The sequence below is a fragment of the Mycolicibacterium obuense genome, from assembly GCF_055397605.1.
Window position 1 is genome coordinate 2519787 of the sequence record NZ_AP043663.1, and the last position, 17573, is coordinate 2537359.

Genomic DNA, 17573 nt, shown 5'->3' on the forward strand with positions numbered 1-17573 from the left:
CCGGTGTGCAGTCCACCGCCAGTCTCACTGTGACGACGTCGCGTGAGGACTTCCGGGCGCTGGCCGCCGAGCACCGCGTGGTGCCGGTGACCCGCAAGGTGCTCGCGGACAGCGAGACCCCGCTCTCGGCGTACCGCAAGCTCGCGGCCAACCGCCCCGGAACGTTCCTCCTGGAGTCCGCGGAGAACGGGCGGTCGTGGTCGCGGTGGTCGTTCATCGGCGCGGGTGCGCCGTCGGCGTTGACCGTGCGCGACGGTCATGCAGCGTGGCTCGGCGTGACCCCGCAGGATGCGCCGTCGGGCGGTGATCCGCTGGCGGCGCTGCGCGCGACGCTGACGCTGTTGCAGACCGCGCCGGTGCCCGGTTTGCCGCCGCTGTCGTCGGGCCTGGTCGGCTACTTCGCCTACGACTTCGTGCGCCGTCTCGAGCGACTGCCGGAGCTCGCGGTCGACGATCTCGGCCTGCCCGACATGGTGCTTCTGCTGGCCACCGACATCGCCGCGGTGGACCACCACGAGGGCACGATCACGTTGATCGCGAACGCGGTGAACTGGAACGGCACCGACGAGCGCGTCGATGAGGCCTACGAGGACGCGGTCGCCCGGCTGGACGTGATGACCGCGGCGCTGGCCGAACCGCTGGCGTCGACCGTGGCGACGTTCTCCCGTCCCGCGCCGCTGCACCGCTCGCAGCGCACGGTCGAGGAGTACACCGCCATCGTCGACAAGCTGGTCGGTGACATCGAGGCAGGTGAAGCCTTCCAGGTCGTGCCGTCGCAGCGCTTCGAGATGGACACCGGCGCCGACCCGCTGGACGTCTACCGGATGCTGCGGGTCAGCAACCCCAGTCCGTACATGTACCTGCTCAACGTGCCCGACGGCGACGGCGGCCTGGACTTCTCGATCGTCGGATCCAGCCCCGAAGCCCTGGTGACGGTCAAGGACGGGCGGGCCACCACGCATCCGATCGCCGGCACCCGGTGGCGCGGGGAGACCGAGGAAGAGGACGTGCTCCTGGAAAAGGAGCTCCTCTCCGACGAGAAGGAACGGGCCGAGCACCTGATGCTGGTCGACCTCGGCCGCAACGATCTGGGCCGGGTCTGCCGGCCGGGCACCGTCAAGGTCGAGGACTACAGCCACGTCGAGCGCTACAGCCACGTCATGCACCTGGTGTCGACGGTGACCGGGCTGCTCGCCGACGGCAGGACGGCCCTCGACGCGGTGACGGCGTGCTTCCCGGCGGGCACGCTCTCGGGGGCGCCGAAGGTCCGCGCGATGGAGCTGATCGAAGAGGTGGAGAAGACGCGGCGCGGCCTGTACGGCGGCGTACTGGGTTATCTCGACTTCGCCGGTGACGCGGATTTCGCGATCGCGATCCGCACGGCGCTGATGCGCAGCGGCACCGCCTACGTCCAGGCCGGCGGGGGCGTCGTCGCGGACTCCAACGGCCCGTACGAGTACAACGAGGCCGCCAACAAGGCCCGCGCGGTGCTGAACGCGATCGCCGCGGCCGAGACGCTGAGCGAGCCGTGACGCGGCTCGGGCAGCTGGCCCTGCTTCTCGCCGCGGCAGCGCTGTGGGGGGCGTCCCGTCTGACCTGGGTGCAGGTGTCCTCCTTCGACGGGCTGACCCATCCCAAGACCGAGGATCTGACGGGGGCGACCTGGTCGACGGCGCTGGTCCCGCTCGCACTGGTCGTGCTGGCGGCGGCGGTCGCCGCGCTAGCGGTGCGCGGCTGGCCGATGCGCATCCTGGCGGTGCTGGTCGCGGGTGCCAGCGCGGGGATGGGTTATCTGGCGATCAGCCTGTGGGTCGTGCCCGACGTGGGGGCCCGGGCCGCCCGCCTGGCCGAAATACCGATCGCCGAGTTGATGGGCACCGAACGTCACTCACTGGGCGCGGCGCTGACGCTGGTGGCGGCGGCGCTGTCGCTGTTCGGAGCGGTGCTGCTGCTGCGGTCGGCGACCCGCGCCGGTGCCGACACCGCCCGCTATGCGCGCCGCCCGGCCGAGCCGACGGACACCGGAGAGACGATGTCTGAGCGGATGATCTGGGACGCGCTCGATGCGGGCAACGACCCGACCACGATGGACAAGAAGGGGCGGTGACGGGCTGTGGTGTCGTGGCGACTACCCTTCATCAAGAATCAAACGGCCGTCAGGGGAAGGGAAACGACAGCTATGGGTTCGGCTACCGTCCTCGACTCCATCCTCGATGGGGTGCGTGCTGACGTCGCCGCCCGCGAGGCCGTCGTCAGCCTGGCCGAGGTCAAGGAACGGGCAAAGAAGGCGCCCGCGCCCCTGGACGTGATGGCGGCGCTGAGGGCGCCCGGCATCGGCGTCATCGCCGAGGTGAAGCGGGCCAGCCCGTCCCGCGGTGAGCTGGCCTCGATCGCCGATCCGGCGGAGCTGGCGCGGGCCTACGAAGACGGCGGCGCCCGGGTGATCAGCGTCCTGACCGAGCAGCGCCGGTTCCACGGCTCGCTCGACGATCTCGACGCGGTGCGTGCGGCGGTGTCGATACCGGTGCTGCGCAAGGACTTCATCGTGCGGCCCTACCAGATCCATGAGGCCCGGGCCCACGGTGCCGATCTGCTGCTGCTGATCGTCGCCGCGCTCGAACAGCCGGCGCTGGAGTCTCTGCTCGAACGCACCGAGTCGTTGGGGATGACGGCGCTCGTCGAGGTCCACACCGAGGAAGAGGCGGACCGTGCGCTGCAGGCCGGAGCCACGCTGATCGGTGTCAACGCCCGAGACCTGAAGACACTCGAGGTCGACCGGGACTGCTTCGCGCGCATCGCGCCGGGGCTGCCGAGCCACGTCATCCGCGTCGCCGAGTCGGGTGTGCGGGGGACAGCTGACCTGCTGGCGTACGCCGGTGCCGGCGCCGATGCCGTGTTGGTCGGCGAGGGCCTGGTGACCAGTGGTGATCCCCGCAGTGCCGTCGCTGACCTCGTCACCGCCGGTACGCATCCGTCATGCCCGAAACCTGCGCGCTAAGTGACCACTCACCTGGAACCGGAACTGCCGCGCGCCAGCGCCGCAGTGGCCGAACCGACCTCCCATGATCCCGACGCGCGCGGCCATTTCGGCGTGTACGGCGGCAGGTTCGTTCCCGAAGCGTTGATGGCCGTCATCGAAGAGGTGACCGCGGCCTACGAGAAGGCGCGCGGGGATCAGACGTTCCTCGACGAGTTGGATCGGCTGCAGCGGCATTACACCGGTCGGCCCTCACCGGTGTACGAGGCGGAGCGGATGGCCGAGCACGCCGGTGGCGCGCGGATCTTCCTGAAGCGAGAAGACCTCAACCACACCGGTTCTCACAAGATCAACAACGTGCTCGGGCAGGCCCTGCTGGCCCAGCAGATGGGTAAGACTCGGGTCATCGCCGAGACGGGCGCCGGCCAGCACGGGGTGGCGACGGCGACGGCATGCGCGCTGCTGGGCCTGGAGTGCGTGATCTACATGGGCGCCGTCGACACGGCCCGCCAGGCGTTGAATGTGGCGCGGATGCGTCTGCTCGGTGCCACGGTGGTCGCGGTCGAGTCGGGCTCGAAGACTCTCAAGGACGCGATCAACGAGACGTTCCGAGACTGGGTGACCAACGCCGACAGCACGTACTACGCGTTCGGAACGGCGGCGGGACCGCACCCGTTCCCGATGATGGTGCGCGACTTCCAGCGCGTCATCGGACTCGAGGCACGCGCTCAGATGCTCGACCAGGCCGGGCGGCTACCCGACGCGGTGGTGGCGTGTGTCGGGGGCGGCTCGAACGCGATCGGCATCTTCCACGCGTTCATCGACGATCCGGCGGTGCGCCTGGTCGGATACGAGGCGGCCGGTGACGGCGTCGAGACCGGACGGCACGCGGCCACGTTCACCGGTGGATCGCCGGGTGCGTTTCAGGGCTCGTACTCGTACCTCTTGCAGGACGAAGACGGTCAGACGGTCGAATCGCATTCGATTTCAGCGGGTTTGGACTACCCAGGGGTCGGTCCCGAGCACGCGTTGCTCAAGGACGTCGGCCGCGCGCAGTACAAGCCGATCACCGACACCGAGGCGATGGATGCGTTGTCGCTGCTGAGCCGTACCGAGGGCATCATCCCGGCGATCGAATCGGCGCACGCGGTCGCGGGCGCGATGAAGCTCGGTCAAGAACTCGGGCCGGGGGCGATCATCCTGGTGAATCTGTCGGGGCGTGGAGACAAGGACGTCGAGACCGCAGCGCGCTGGTTCGGTTTGTTCGAGGACGGTCCGAAATGAGTCGTCTGGGCAGTGTTTTCGAGGCTTGCCGCAGCGAGAATCGGTCGGCGCTCATCGGCTACCTGCCGACCGGGTTCCCGGACGTGGACACCTCGATCGCCGCGATGGTCGCCTTGGTCGAGGCGGGCTGCGACATCATCGAGGTGGGCATCGCCTACTCCGATCCGGGGATGGACGGGCCGGTCATCGCGGCCGCCACCGAAGTGGCGCTGCGTGGCGGGGTAAAGGTGCGGGACACGTTGCGGGCGGTCGAGGCGATCAGTGCCGCCGGCGGAAGCGCCGTGGTGATGACCTACTGGAACCCGGTGTTGAGCAAGGGCGTGGATGCGTTCAGTCGGGATCTGGCGTCGGCGGGGGGTCTGGGGTTGATCACCCCGGATCTGATCCCGGACGAGGCCGACGAATGGCTGGCGGCGTCGGAAGCGCACGACCTCGACAGGATCTTCGTGGTGGCGCCGTCGTCCACGCCGGAGCGGCTCAGCGCGACCGTCGACGCGTCGCGCGGATTCGTGTACGCCGCCTCGACGATGGGTGTCACGGGCGCCCGGGACGCGGTGTCGAATGCGGCGCCGGAGTTGGTGCGGCGCATCAAGGATTTGTCCGACGTTCCGGTCGGAGTCGGATTGGGTGTGCGCTCGCGGGAGCAGGCCGCCCAGATCGGTTCGTATGCCGATGGTGTGATCGTGGGTTCGGCGCTGGTGTCCGCGTTGACCGACGGCATTCCGGCGATGCGTGCGCTGACAGAAGAATTGGCTGACGGGGTAAGGCAAAGGGTCACTGCGTGACGTCGACGGTGCTGGCATACATCCCGAGTCCGGCGCAGGGGGTGTGGCATCTCGGCCCCTTCCCGCTGCGCGCGTACGCGCTGTTCATCATCGCCGGCATCGTGGCCGCGTTGGTGCTGGGCGATCGGCGCTGGGTGGCACGCGGCGGCGAGCCGGGCGTCATCTACGACATCGCATTGTGGGCGGTGCCGTTCGGCCTGATCGGTGGCCGGCTCTACCACGTCATGACCGACTGGCGCACCTACTTCGGTGAGGACGGCGCGGGATTCGTTGCTGCGCTGAGGATCTGGGACGGCGGGCTCGGAATCTGGGGCGCGGTCGCCCTGGGAGCGGTCGGGGCGTGGATCGCGTGCCGGCGGCGGGAGATACCGCTGCCCGCGTTCGGCGACGCGATAGCGCCGGGAATCATCCTGGCCCAGGCCATCGGACGGCTGGGTAACTACTTCAATCAGGAACTCTATGGGCGCGAGACGACGATGCCCTGGGGCCTGGAGATCTACGAACGAGTGAATTCGGCGGGTGTGCCGGATTCGCTCAACGGTGTGTCGACCGGTCAGCTGATCGAGATCGTCCACCCGACGTTCCTGTACGAATTGCTGTGGAACCTGCTGGTTTTCGCCGCGCTGATCCTGGTCGATCGACGGTTCCGTATCGGACATGGCCGGTTGTTCGCGCTGTACGTCGCGGGCTACTGCGTGGGCCGGTTCTGGGTCGAGCTGATGCGCAGTGACGCGGCGACGCATATCGCGGGCATCCGGATCAACACGTTCACGTCGACGTTCGTGTTCATCGCCGCGGTCGTGTACATCATGGTCGCGCCGAAGGGTCGGGAAGATCCGCTGTCGCTGCGCGGAAAGCCCGTGGACGGCGAGGTGCGCGGCGCATCGCGTGCAGAAGACGTGGTCAAGGACGTGGCGCTGGGTGCGTCGACGACCGGAGTGGTCGCGGCGGCGATCGTGGCCGCAGAGGACGACGATGCCTCCAGTGACCGTGAAGCCGATCTGGAGACCGTCGACAGCGATGAGGTCGCCGAGGGTGATGAGCTCGTCGCGCCCGTCGATCCTGCCGATGAAACTGCCGAGCCGGAGGCGGGTCTGGGTTCGGTCGATTCCGATGAGGTTGCGGAGGCGGTGGAGAACGCCGATGTCGCGCATGCTGTCGCCGTTGAGGGTGAGGATGCTGCTGAGGCGCTGACCGCTGAAGAGTCGGAGCCTGAGGGCGGTCTTGGTTCGGTGGATGCCGACGAGGTTGCGGAGGCGGTCGGTGATGCTGAGGTTGCGCATGCCGTGGCGGTTGAGGGTGAGGATGCTGCCGAGGCGCTTACCGCTGAAGAGCCTGAGCCTGAGCCCGAGGCGGGTCTGGGCTCGGTCGATTCCGACGAGGTTGCGGAGGCAGTCGGTGATGCTGAGGTCGCGCATGCTGTGGCCGTTGAGGGTGAGGATGCTGCCGAGGCGCTGACCGCTGATGAGGCGGCGGAGTCTGTCGAGCCTGAGCCTGAGGCGGGTCTTGGTTCGGTCGATGCCGAGGAGACTGCGGAGGCGGTCGGTGATGCTGAGTGTGCGCATGCTGTCGCCGTTGAGGGTGAGGGTGCTGCCGAAGCGCTGACCGTTGAAGAGTCGGAGCCCGAGCCTGAGGCGGGTCTCGGTTCGGTCGATGCCGACGAGGTTGCGGAGGCGGTCGGTGATGCTGAGGTTGCGCATGCAGTCGCCGTTGAGGGTGAGGATGCTGCGGAGTCGCTGACCGCTGATGGTGAGTCGGAGTCGGAGTCTGAGCCGGAGGCGGGTCTCGGTTCGGTGGATGCCGACGAGGTTGCGGAGGCGGTCGGTGATGCTGCGGTTGCGCATGCTGTCGCCGTTGAGGGTGAGGATGCTGCCGAAGGGCTGACCGATGATGGTGAGTCGGAGTCGGAGTCTGAGCCGGAGGCGGGTCTTGGTTCGGTGGATGCCGACGAGGTTGCGGAGGCGGTCGGTGATGCTGAGGTCGCGCATTCCGTCGCCGTTGAGGGTGAGGACGCTGCCGAAGGGCTGACCGAAGATCAGCCTGAGGCGGAGGCGACGGAGTCTGAAGACTCGGAGCCCGAGGCGGGTCTGGGTTCGGTGGATGCCGACGAGGCTGCGGAGGCAGTTGAGGATGCTGAGGTCACCCACGCCGTCGCGGTCGAGGGTGAGGATGCTGCCGAGGCGCTGACCGAAGAGCAGCCTGAGGCTGCAGCGACGGAGTCTGAGGCTGAAGAGCCTGAGCCCGAGGCGGGTCTTGGTTCGGTCGACGCCGACGAGGCTGCAGAGGCGGTCGGTGATGCTGAGGTCGCGCATTCCGTCGCCGTCGAGGGTGAGGACGCCGCCGAAGCATTGACCGCTGATCAGTCCGCGGCGACCGAGTCCGGCGATCCTGATGCCGCAGTCGCCGATGATCAAGGCGCCGAAGATGCTGACGTCAGCGAGACGTCGGCAGTCACTTCTGAGACCCCCGGCGTGACCACGGCCGGCAGCCCGGCCCCGCCGGTAAGCCGCCCTCCGGCAAGCCTTTCCACTGAGGTCGGTCAGCGTGTCATTCAGTGGGTTCGTCGGCGTAGAAATCGTTGACCACACCTCACTGAGTTATCCCCAGCCGCGGAAATTGGCGTCGAGGGGCGTCGCCCCATCCCGGTAATATCGAACACATGTTCGACGAAGATCCGGTGGTGCTGATCGACGCGATCGCTTCCGCGGGGCGTGCGGAGTCGGCGGCGATTGCTCGGCGATTGGGTGCGATCGCGGGGCTGTATCGGCGGCGGTGCCGTGACTACGAGGAAGCCCAGTTCTGGTACACCGATGTGGTCGAGGCGGTGGCTGCGGAGGTTTCGGCTGCCCAGAACATCAGCCGTGATCGGGCGGTTCCTCAGGTGCGCCGAGCGGTGTCGCTGTATCAGCGGTTGCCGGAGGTGGCTGCAGTGTTCGCCCGGGGTGACATCGACTACCGGATGGTGCAGGTCGTCATCACGCGTACGGAGAACGTGCTGGACGATGTGATCGCGGAGCTGGATCGCTCATTGGCCGGTGTGGTGCACAAGTGGATGCGGTTGTCGAAGCCGAAGCTGCGGGACCGTATCGACATGTGGGTCGCTGAGCATGACCCTGCGGGGGTGCGGGTGACTCCGCTGGTGGAGGACAGTCGCTATGTCGAGGTGGAGCCGCATCCGAACGCGGCGGGGATGGCGCTGATCGGTGGTGTGCTCGATGCCGCCGATGCGGAGGCGATCGATCAGCGGTTGGACATGATCGCGGAGTCGGTGTGCCCGAATGATCCGCGGTCGAAGCGGCAGCGCCGGGCTGAGGCCACCGGTGCGCTGGGGCGCATGGAAGCAACGTTGGCGTGCCGATGTGGATCGCCGGACTGCACCGCGGCCGCGGTGCGCGATTCTGCTGCGCAGGTGGTGATTCATGTGCTGGCGGAACAGAAGACCGTCGACGGCACCGGTGCGCGGCCGGGGTATCTGTCCGGGTTCGGGGTGTTGCCGGCGGAGTCGGTCCGCAGGATCGCCGCGACGGCGAAGATCCGCCCGGTCCGCCCGCCCGGGACAGATGCGGAAAAGCGGTATCGGCCGTCGGCTGCGCTGCGGGATTTCGTGCAGTGGCGTGATCTGACGTGTCGGTTCCCGGGTTGTGATCGTGCGGTGATGGGCTGCGATGTCGACCACACGACGCCGTGGCCGTTCGGGCTGACCCATCCCTCAGGGCTCAAGCTGTACTGCCGTACCCATCATTTGATCAAGACGTTCTACACCGGCCCGAACGGCTGGAAAGACCAGCAGCGGCCCGACGGCACACTCGTGGTGACCGCGCCGACCGGACACGTCTACGTCACCGAGGCGTTCGGCGGTGTGCTGTTCCCCGATTTGGCGGCCCCGACGGCGCCCATCACGACCACGACGCCGGTCGAGGCCGACCAGCGCAGCGCGATGATGCCGATGCGCGCCACCACCCGCGAACAGGATCGCCGCACCCGCATCCGACAGGAACGGCAACGACGTCTCGAGCTCGACGCCGAACTCGAACGACAACACCAAGCCAGGCTGGCCGCCACCTACGAACCCCCGCCGTTCTGACGGGCCGGTCTGGCATGCTTGTGCCATGACTGAGCCGCAATTCGGTGGCAGCGAGGGCGGCAATCCCTACCCGCCGCCATATCAGCCACAGGGGTACCCGCCCCCGGGGCAGCAGTACGGTCCGCCGCCTGGGCAATTCCCGCCGCCGGTGGGGCAGTACCCACCCTCCTACATCGATCCCTCTGCACCGTACGGGCGGCACCCCATGACGGGTGAACCGCTGTCCGAGAAATCCAAAGTGGTTGCGGGCCTGCTGCAGCTGCTCGGACTCTTCGGGCTTGTCGGCATCGGCCGCATCTACCTCGGCTACACCGGTCTTGGCATCGCGCAGCTCGTCGTGGGCCTCATCACCTGCGGCATCGGGGCCGTCATCTGGGGCATCATCGACGCGGTTCTGATCCTCACCGACAAGGTGCGCGATCCGGACGGGCGTCCGCTGCGCGATGGCACCTAGCTCAAGTCGAACCCGCAACAACCGCCTGCTCATCGGGCTCGGCACCGGGGCGGCTCTGGTGGGCAGCCTGGCCTACATCGGTCTCGGTGACCCGCACAGCCCGAGCTTTGTGTTTCCGCCGTGCCCGTTCAAGGCCCTCACCGGGTGGAACTGCCCGGCCTGCGGCGGCCTCAGAATGACCCACGACGTGTTGCACGGCGACCTTGCCGCGGCCTTCGTCGACAACGCGTTCGTCCTCATCGGCCTACCGCTGCTTCTTGCCTTCGTCGTCGCTCAGCGCATCCGCCACGAGCCGGTCCAGACCAAGTCCCTGCTCGTCGTCGTCGCCGTGTCGGCGATCGCCTGGACCGTCGCCCGGAATCTGCCCGGTTTCCCCCTCGTCCCGACCGTTCTCAGCGGGTAGCCGCCCACCCACGCTGATACACTCGCTCGACGGGCCGCTGCAGTCCCTGACCACGAAAAATCAGGACTGCGAGGAGCATCGTCCATGCTGTTCTCGGCATTGCCCGAAGCCCAGGGCCTCTACCATCCCGAGCGCGAAGCGGATTCGTGCGGTGTGGCCATGGTGACCGATATCCAGGGCCGTCGCTCCCACGGCATCGTCACCGACGGGCTGATCGCCCTCGAACACTTGGAACACCGCGGTGCAGCAGGCGCCGAACCCAACAGCGGCGACGGTGCCGGCATCCTGATCCAGCTTCCGGTCGAGATGCTCGACGAAGTCACCGATTTCGACCTTCCTGCGCCGAACCCCAACGGCGACAACACCTTCGCAGCCGGCATCTGCTACCTCCCGCAGGATCTGAGCGCGCGGGCCGAGGCGTGCGCCACCATCGAATCCATCGCCGCCGAGGAGGGGCTCGAGATCCTCGGCTGGCGCGAGGTCCCCGTCGATCCGGACGGCGCCGAGATCGGTCAGACCGCGCTGGGCTGCATGCCCTACATGGCGCAACTCTTTGTCGCCGCCCCCGAGCACAACGGAGTGCGCCCCGGCGGCATCGACCTCGACCGTCGCGTGTACCCGCTGCGCAAGCGTGCTGAGCGCGGCGAGGTGTACTTTCCGTCGCTGTCCAGCCGCACCATGGTCTACAAGGGCATGCTCACCACACTGCAACTGCCGCAGTACTTTCCGGACCTCCGCGACGAGCGCTGCACCAGTGCCATCGCGATCGTGCACAGCCGCTTCTCCACCAACACCTTCCCGTCCTGGCCCCTGGCGCATCCCTTCCGCTTCGTCGCCCACAACGGAGAGATCAACACGGTGCGCGGCAACCGCAACCGGATGCACGCCCGCGAAGCCATGCTGGCCAGCGCCATGATCCCCGGCGATCTCGCCCGTCTCTCCCCGGTGTGCACCGCCGACACCTCGGACTCGGCATCGTTCGACGAGGTCCTCGAACTCCTGCATCTCGGCGGCCGCGCCCTGCCCCACGCCGTGCTGATGATGATCCCGGAGGCATGGGAGAACAGCACCACGATGGACGACGCCGAGCGCGCGTTCTGGCGGTACCACGCCTCGCTCATGGAGCCGTGGGACGGCCCCGCCTGCGTGACCTTCACCGACGGCACCCTCGTCGGAGCGGTGCTGGACCGCAACGGGTTACGCCCGGGGCGGTGGTGGCGCACCATCGACGATCGGGTGATCCTGGCCAGTGAGAGCGGCGTGCTCGACGTGCCGTCGGCCCAGATCGTCGCGAAGGGCCGGCTGCAGCCGGGCAAGATGTTCCTGATCGACACCGCCGCCGGCCGCATCGTCTCCGACGACGAGATCAAGCACGACCTCGCCACTGCCGAGCCCTACGGTGAGTGGCTGCACGCCGGCCTGCTCGACATCAAGACCCTGCCGGATCGCGTTCGCGTGCAACCCAATCACGATTCGGTGGTGCGCCGTCAGATCAGCTTCGGCTACACCGAGGAAGATCTGCGCATCCTGCTCACCCCGATGGCATCCTCGGGCGCCGAACCGCTGGGGTCGATGGGTACCGACACTCCGGCCGCGGTGCTCTCCGAGCGGTCCAAATCTCTCTACGACTATTTCGTCGAGCTGTTCGCCCAGGTCACCAACCCGCCGCTGGACGCCATCCGCGAAGAGATCGTGACGTCCATGTCGCGGGTGATGGGCCCCGAGCAGAACCTGCTCGCGCCCTCGGCGGCATCGTGTCGGCAGATCACGCTGGGCTGGCCGGTGCTCGACAACGACGAGCTCAACAAGATCGTGCACATCAACGACGACGGCGAGCATCCCGGCCTGCACACCGCTGTGCTCAAGGCCCTCTACCGCGTCGAACGCGGCGGTGAGGGGCTCGCCGACGCGCTCGAGGATCTTCGTATCCGCGCCTGCGACGCGATCGCCAAAGGCGCTCGGACACTGGTCATCTCCGACCGGGACTCCGACCACAAGAAGGCGCCCATCCCGTCGCTGCTCGCGGTGTCGGCCGTGCACCACCACCTGGTCCGCACCAAGCAGCGCACGGCCGTGGCGCTCGTCGTCGAAACCGGCGACGCCCGCGAGGTCCACCACATCGCGATGCTGATCGGCTTCGGCGCGGCCGCGGTCAACCCCTATCTGGCGTTCGAGTCCATCGAGGACCTCATCCGCGAAGGTGAGCTCACCGGCATCGAAACCGCCACGGCGGTACGCAATTACCTCAAGGCGCTGGGCAAGGGCGTCATGAAGGTGATGAGCAAGATGGGGATCTCGACGGTCGCCTCCTACACCGGTGCCCAGGCGTTCGAGGCGGTCGGCATCGACAAAGAGGTCATCGACGAATACTTCACCGGCACACCGACCCAGCTCGGCGGTATCGGTCTGGACGTCATCGCCGAAGAGGTCAAGCTGCGGCACCGCCGCGCCTATCCCGAGAACCCCACCGAGCGGGTGCACCGCCGCCTCGAGGTGGGCGGCGAGTACGCGTTCCGCCGTGAGGGGGAGCTGCACCTGTTCACCCCCGAAGTGGTTTTCCTGCTGCAGCATTCGACCCGCACGGGCCGCTACGAGGTCTTCGAGAAGTACTCCGAGGAGGTCAATCGACTCGCCCGCGAGGGCGGCGCGCTGCGCGGCCTGTTCGCCTTCAAGCAGGGCCTGCGCCCCCCGGTGCCGCTCGACGAGGTCGAACCCGCCAGTGAGATCGTCAAGCGCTTCAACACCGGCGCGATGAGCTACGGCTCGATCTCGGCCGAAGCGCACGAGACGATGGCTGTCGCGATGAACCGCCTCGGCGGCCGGTCCAACAGCGGCGAGGGCGGCGAGGACGTCGACCGGCTCTACGACCCGATGCGCCGCAGCGCCGTCAAGCAGGTCGCCTCCGGCCGGTTCGGCGTCACCAGTGACTACCTGGTGAACGCGACCGACATCCAGATCAAGATGGCTCAGGGCGCCAAACCCGGTGAGGGCGGTCAGCTCCCGGGCTACAAGGTGTACCCCAACATCGCCAAGACCCGGCATTCCACACCGGGGGTGGGCCTCATCTCGCCACCGCCGCATCACGACATCTATTCGATCGAGGACCTGGCGCAGCTGATCCACGATCTGAAGAACGCCAACGCTGACGCCCGCATCCACGTCAAGCTGGTCAGTTCGGTCGGTGTCGGCACCGTGGCGGCGGGCGTGTCCAAGGCGCACGCCGACGTGGTGTTGATCTCGGGCTATGACGGCGGTACCGGAGCGGCGCCGCTGACCAGCCTCAAACATGCCGGGGCACCGTGGGAGATCGGGCTGGCCGACACCCAGCAGACGCTCATGCTGAACGGCCTGCGGGACCGCATCACCGTGCAGTGCGACGGCGGGATGCGCACCGCGCGCGACGTGATGGTCGCGATGCTGCTGGGCGCCGAGGAGTTCGGCTTCGCCACCGCGCCGCTGGTGGTGTCGGGGTGCATCATGATGCGCGTCTGCCACCTCGACACCTGCCCCGTCGGCGTGGCGACGCAGAACCCGCAGTTGCGTGCCCGCTTCACCGGTAAGCCCGAGTTCGTCGAGACCTTCTTCGGCTTCATCGCCGAGGACATCCGTAAGCAACTGGCCGAACTCGGCTTCCGCAGCGTCGACGAGGCTGTCGGGCATGCCGAGGTGCTCGACACCGATCTGGGTGTCGCGCACTGGAAGAGCAAGGGCCTCGACCTGACCCCGATCTTCGCAGTGCCAGAGACCGACGCCGGCCGCCGCCGGGTCCGCGACCAGGACCACGGACTGGAGCAGGCGCTCGACCGCACGCTGATCCAGCTGTGCGAGGGTGCCCTCGAGGACGCCCACCCGGTGCGTCTCGAGCTGCCGGTGCGCAACGTCAACCGGACCGTCGGCACGCTGCTCGGAAGTGAGGTCACCCGGCGCTACGGCGCAGAGGGCCTTCCTGACGACACCATCCATGTCACGCTGACCGGTTCGGCCGGCCAGAGCATCGGTGCGTTCCTGCCGCCCGGGGTCACCATCGACCTCATCGGTGACGCGAATGACTATGTGGGCAAGGGGCTCTCGGGTGGACGCATCGTCGTCCGGCCCGACGATGACGTGCTGTTCCTGCCCGAGGACAACGTGATCGCCGGCAACACCCTGCTCTACGGCGCCACCTCGGGGGAGGTGTTCCTGCGGGGTCGGGTCGGGGAGCGGTTCGCGGCGCGCAACTCCGGCGCCCTCGCCGTCACCGAGGGTGTCGGCGACCATGCGTGCGAGTACATGACCGGCGGTCGGGTGGTGGTTCTCGGCCCGATCGGGCGCAACATGGCTGCCGGCATGTCGGGCGGCATCGCCTACGTGCTCGGCCTCGATCCGCACCGCGTCAACACCGACATGGTCGAGTTGCAGAGCCCCGACGGTGTCGATCTGGCCTGGCTGCGTGAGGTCGTCGAGTGCCATGCCCGCCACACCGGCAGCACGGTCGCCACCTCGCTGCTGGCGGACTGGCCCCGCCGCAGCGCGCAGTTCACCAAGATCATGCCGCGCGACTACCAGCGCGTGCTGCAGGCCACCCGGATGGCCAAAGCCGAGGGCAGAGACGTCGACGCAGCGATCATGGAGGCAAGCCGTGGGTGATCCGTACGGATTCCTGGACGTGTCGAAGGTGGAAGCGGCCAAGCGGCCCGTCGACGAACGCGTCGGCGACTGGCGTGAGGTCTACGAGCGACAGGACCCGCATGAGCGCGCGGGGGAGGTGTCCCAGCAGGCGCGTCGCTGCATGGACTGCGGAATCCCGTTCTGCCACAGTGGAACCGCGGGCTGCCCGCTGGGCAATCTGATTCCCGAGTGGAACGATCTGGTACGCCGAGGGCGCTGGGACGCGGCCAGCGAGCGATTGCACGCCACCAACAACTTCCCCGAGTTCACGGGCCGGCTCTGCCCGGCCCCGTGCGAGATCGCCTGCGTGCTGTCGATCGCCGAGGAACAGACCGGCGGCAGCGTGACGATCAAGCGCATCGAGCAGACGATCGCCGATCAGGCGTGGATGGACGGCATCGTGGAGCCGCAGCCCGCGGCGATCGCGACCGGGAAGCGCGTCGCGGTGGTGGGGTCCGGGCCGGCCGGATTGGCTGCGGCCCAACAGCTCACGCGGGCCGGCCATGACGTGACGGTCTACGAACGTGATGACCGCATCGGCGGTCTGATGCGCTACGGCATCCCCGAGTATAAGCTCGAGAAGGCCACGCTCAACCAACGGTTGGCCCAGATGCGCGCCGAGGGAACGCGTTTCGTCACCGAGTGTGAAGTCGGTGTCGACGTCACCATTGACGCGCTGCGTGCCCAGTACGACGCGGTGGTGCTCGCCGTCGGTGCGCTGCGGGCCCGCGACAACGACGTCGAGGGGCGGGACCTGGCCGGCGTGCACCTGGCGATGGAGCATCTGGTGCCGGCGAACAAGGAGTGCGAGGGTGACGGCCCGAGCTCCATCTCGGCCGAGGGGCGGCACGTGGTGATCATCGGCGGTGGTGACACCGGTGCGGACTGCCTGGGCACGGCGCATCGCCAGGGCGCGGCGTCGGTGACCCAACTCGACTACAACCCCGAGCCGCCGGAGTACCGCGACGAGTCCAGCGCACCGTGGCCGATGTGGCCGGTCGTGCTGCGCACCCGGCTGTCCCCGGCGCACGCCGAGGGCGGCGAACGCCGCTACCAGGTCGCCGTCCAGCGGTTCGTCGGCGACGACGACGGCAACCTGCGCGCACTGGAGATCGCCGAGGTGAAGGTCGAGCGCGACGAGACGGGCCGGCGCCGGATCACCCCGGTCGGCGACACCCTGGAGATCCCGTGCGACCTGGCGCTGCTGGCGATCGGTTTCGACGGCGTGGAGCACATGCCGCTGCTGGACGGCCTGGGGCTCACGCTCACTCCGCGGGGCACGCTGCGCTGCGGTCAGGACTGGCAGACGGACTCGCCCGGGGTGTTCGTCTGCGGAGACGCTCATCGCGGCGCGTCGCTGATCGTGTGGGCGATCGCAGAGGGGCGCAGTGCTGCGGCCGCGGTGGACACCTACCTGATGGGCGAGACGGACCTTCCCGCCCCGGTCAGGCCTGGTGCCCTACCGCTGGCCGTCATCTGAATCGATTAACGACTATGCTCGGCATTCGTGAATAGACGCGGAAAAATCGTCTGTACGTTGGGTCCGGCCACGGCCTCTGAGGATGCGGTCCGCAAGCTCGTCGAGGCGGGCATGGACGTCGCGCGGCTGAACTTCAGCCATGGCGACTACCCCGATCACGAGGCCAACTACAAGCGGGTCCGGATGGCATCGGATCGCACCGGGCACGCCGTTGGCATCCTCGCTGACCTGCAGGGACCCAAGATCCGTCTCGGCCGGTTCGCCGACGGTCCGACGGTCTGGGAGAACGGCGAGACGGTGCGCATCACCGTCGAGGACTTCGAGGGCACCCACGACCGGGTGTCGACGACCTACAAGCGCCTGGCCCAGGACGCGGCGCCGGGGAACCGGGTGCTCGTCGACGACGGCAACGTGGGTCTGGTGGTCGAGCACATCGACGGCAACGACGTGGTCTGCACGGTCACCGAGGGCGGCAAGGTCAGCAACAACAAGGGCATGTCGCTGCCGGGGATGAACGTCTCGGCGCCGCCCCTGTCGGAGAAGGACATCGAGGACCTGGAGTTCGCGCTGCGGTTGGGCGTCGACCTGGTCGCGCTGTCGTTCGTGCGGTCGCCGGCCGACGTCGAACTGGTCCACGAGGTGATGGATCGGGTCGGGCGACGGGTCCCGGTGATCGCGAAGCTGGAAAAGCCCGAGGCCATCGACAACCTCGAAGCCATCGTGCTCGCGTTCGACGCGATCATGGTGGCCCGCGGCGATCTCGGCGTCGAGCTGCCGCTCGAAGAGGTGCCGCTGGTGCAGAAGCGCGCCATCCAGATGGCGAGGGAGAACGCCAAACCCGTCATCGTCGCCACGCAGATGCTGGAGTCGATGATCGAGAACTCCCGGCCCACCCGGGCCGAGGCCTCCGACGTGGCCAACGCCGTACTCGACGGTGCCGACGCGGTGATGCTCTCGGGGGAGACGTCGGTCGGAAAGTGGCCGTTCGAGACGGTGCGCACCATGGCCCGCATCATCTCCGCGGTGGAGGAGAACTCGGTGGCCGCGCCGCCGCTGACCCACGTCCCGCGCACCAAGCGCGGCGTGATCTCCTACGCCGCCCGCGACATCGGGGAACGGCTGGACGCCAAGGCGCTCGTCGCGTTCACCCAGTCCGGCGACACGGTCCGCCGGCTGGCCCGGCTGCACACTCCGCTGCCGGTGCTCGCGTTCACCGCGCTGCCCGAGGTGCGCAGCCAGTTGGCGCTGACCTGGGGTACCGAGACGTTCATCGTGCCGCACATCCAGACCACCGACGGCATGATCCGCCAGGTCGACAAGTCGATGCTGGAGCTGGGCCGCTACAAGCGCGGTGATCTGGTGGTCATCGTCGCGGGTGCGCCTCCGGGCACAGTAGGGTCGACGAATCTCATCCACGTCCACCGCATCGGCGAGGACGACGTCTAGACCCTGGGGGTTG

Annotated in this window: 12 protein-coding genes; all 12 read left to right on the forward strand. The window is 68.1% G+C overall.

Annotated elements, in window-relative coordinates:
• The first annotated feature begins 5 nt into the window (after positions 1-5).
• The 12 genes from ACZ50N_RS12095 (at position 6) to pyk (ending at position 17560) form a co-directional block, all read left to right on the forward strand.
• Positions 6-1532 carry an anthranilate synthase component I gene (locus tag ACZ50N_RS12095; protein WP_048422087.1) on the forward strand — a complete coding sequence of 509 codons (1527 nt, stop codon included), beginning with the start codon at positions 6-8 and terminating at the stop codon, positions 1530-1532.
• Entirely contained in the window at positions 1529-2107 is a 579-nt protein-coding gene (locus ACZ50N_RS12100; protein ID WP_046365399.1) for a TIGR02234 family membrane protein, read from the forward strand. Before ACZ50N_RS12095 ends, ACZ50N_RS12100 begins: the two co-directional genes overlap by 4 nt.
• Positions 2108-2179: 72 nt before the next feature.
• Positions 2180-2998 (forward strand): indole-3-glycerol phosphate synthase TrpC, encoded by an 819-nt coding sequence (gene trpC, locus ACZ50N_RS12105; RefSeq protein WP_048422086.1) that lies wholly within the window; start codon positions 2180-2182, stop codon positions 2996-2998.
• Positions 2999-4261: a tryptophan synthase subunit beta gene (gene trpB / locus ACZ50N_RS12110; RefSeq protein WP_046365397.1), complete on the forward strand. Its 1263-nt coding sequence runs from the start codon at positions 2999-3001 to the stop codon at positions 4259-4261.
• The gene (trpA, locus tag ACZ50N_RS12115; RefSeq protein ID WP_046365396.1) at positions 4258-5046 is read left to right on the forward strand and encodes a tryptophan synthase subunit alpha; all 789 of its coding nucleotides are present in this window, start codon (positions 4258-4260) and stop codon (positions 5044-5046) included. The genes trpB and trpA overlap by 4 nt, the downstream gene beginning before the upstream one ends.
• Positions 5043-7628 carry a prolipoprotein diacylglyceryl transferase gene (gene lgt / locus ACZ50N_RS12120; RefSeq protein ID WP_464475453.1) on the forward strand — a complete coding sequence of 862 codons (2586 nt, stop codon included), beginning with the start codon at positions 5043-5045 and terminating at the stop codon, positions 7626-7628. Before trpA ends, lgt begins: the two co-directional genes overlap by 4 nt.
• Before the next feature lie 77 nt (positions 7629-7705).
• Positions 7706-9130, forward strand: coding sequence for an HNH endonuclease signature motif containing protein (locus ACZ50N_RS12125; RefSeq protein ID WP_464475454.1), 1425 nt, complete (start codon positions 7706-7708; stop codon positions 9128-9130).
• Positions 9131-9155: 25 nt separating this feature from the next.
• Positions 9156-9584 carry an NINE protein gene (locus ACZ50N_RS12130; protein WP_046366254.1) on the forward strand — a complete coding sequence of 143 codons (429 nt, stop codon included), beginning with the start codon at positions 9156-9158 and terminating at the stop codon, positions 9582-9584.
• Positions 9574-9987, forward strand: coding sequence for a DUF2752 domain-containing protein (locus ACZ50N_RS12135; protein WP_277243624.1), 414 nt, complete (start codon positions 9574-9576; stop codon positions 9985-9987). Before ACZ50N_RS12130 ends, ACZ50N_RS12135 begins: the two co-directional genes overlap by 11 nt.
• Before the next feature lie 84 nt (positions 9988-10071).
• Positions 10072-14613 (forward strand): glutamate synthase large subunit, encoded by a 4542-nt coding sequence (gene gltB, locus ACZ50N_RS12140; RefSeq protein WP_464475455.1) that lies wholly within the window; start codon positions 10072-10074, stop codon positions 14611-14613.
• Positions 14606-16114 (forward strand): glutamate synthase subunit beta, encoded by a 1509-nt coding sequence (locus ACZ50N_RS12145; RefSeq protein WP_464475456.1) that lies wholly within the window; start codon positions 14606-14608, stop codon positions 16112-16114. Before gltB ends, ACZ50N_RS12145 begins: the two co-directional genes overlap by 8 nt.
• Before the next feature lie 27 nt (positions 16115-16141).
• Positions 16142-17560: a pyruvate kinase gene (gene pyk / locus ACZ50N_RS12150; RefSeq protein ID WP_046366250.1), complete on the forward strand. Its 1419-nt coding sequence runs from the start codon at positions 16142-16144 to the stop codon at positions 17558-17560.
• The last annotated feature ends 13 nt before the right edge of the window (positions 17561-17573 follow it).

Excerpts from the sequence above, each read along its gene's own strand:
- trpA (WP_046365396.1), top strand. The coding sequence starts at position 4,258 with ATGAGTCGTCTGGGCAGTGTTTTCGAGGCTTGCCGCAGCGAGAATCGG.
- gltB (WP_464475455.1), top strand. The coding sequence starts at position 10,072 with ATGCTGTTCTCGGCATTGCCCGAAGCCCAGGGCCTCTACCATCCCGAG.
- trpC (WP_048422086.1), top strand. The coding sequence starts at position 2,180 with ATGGGTTCGGCTACCGTCCTCGACTCCATCCTCGATGGGGTGCGTGCT.
- ACZ50N_RS12135 (WP_277243624.1), top strand. The coding sequence starts at position 9,574 with ATGGCACCTAGCTCAAGTCGAACCCGCAACAACCGCCTGCTCATCGGG.
- ACZ50N_RS12130 (WP_046366254.1), top strand. The coding sequence starts at position 9,156 with ATGACTGAGCCGCAATTCGGTGGCAGCGAGGGCGGCAATCCCTACCCG.
- ACZ50N_RS12125 (WP_464475454.1), top strand. The coding sequence starts at position 7,706 with ATGTTCGACGAAGATCCGGTGGTGCTGATCGACGCGATCGCTTCCGCG.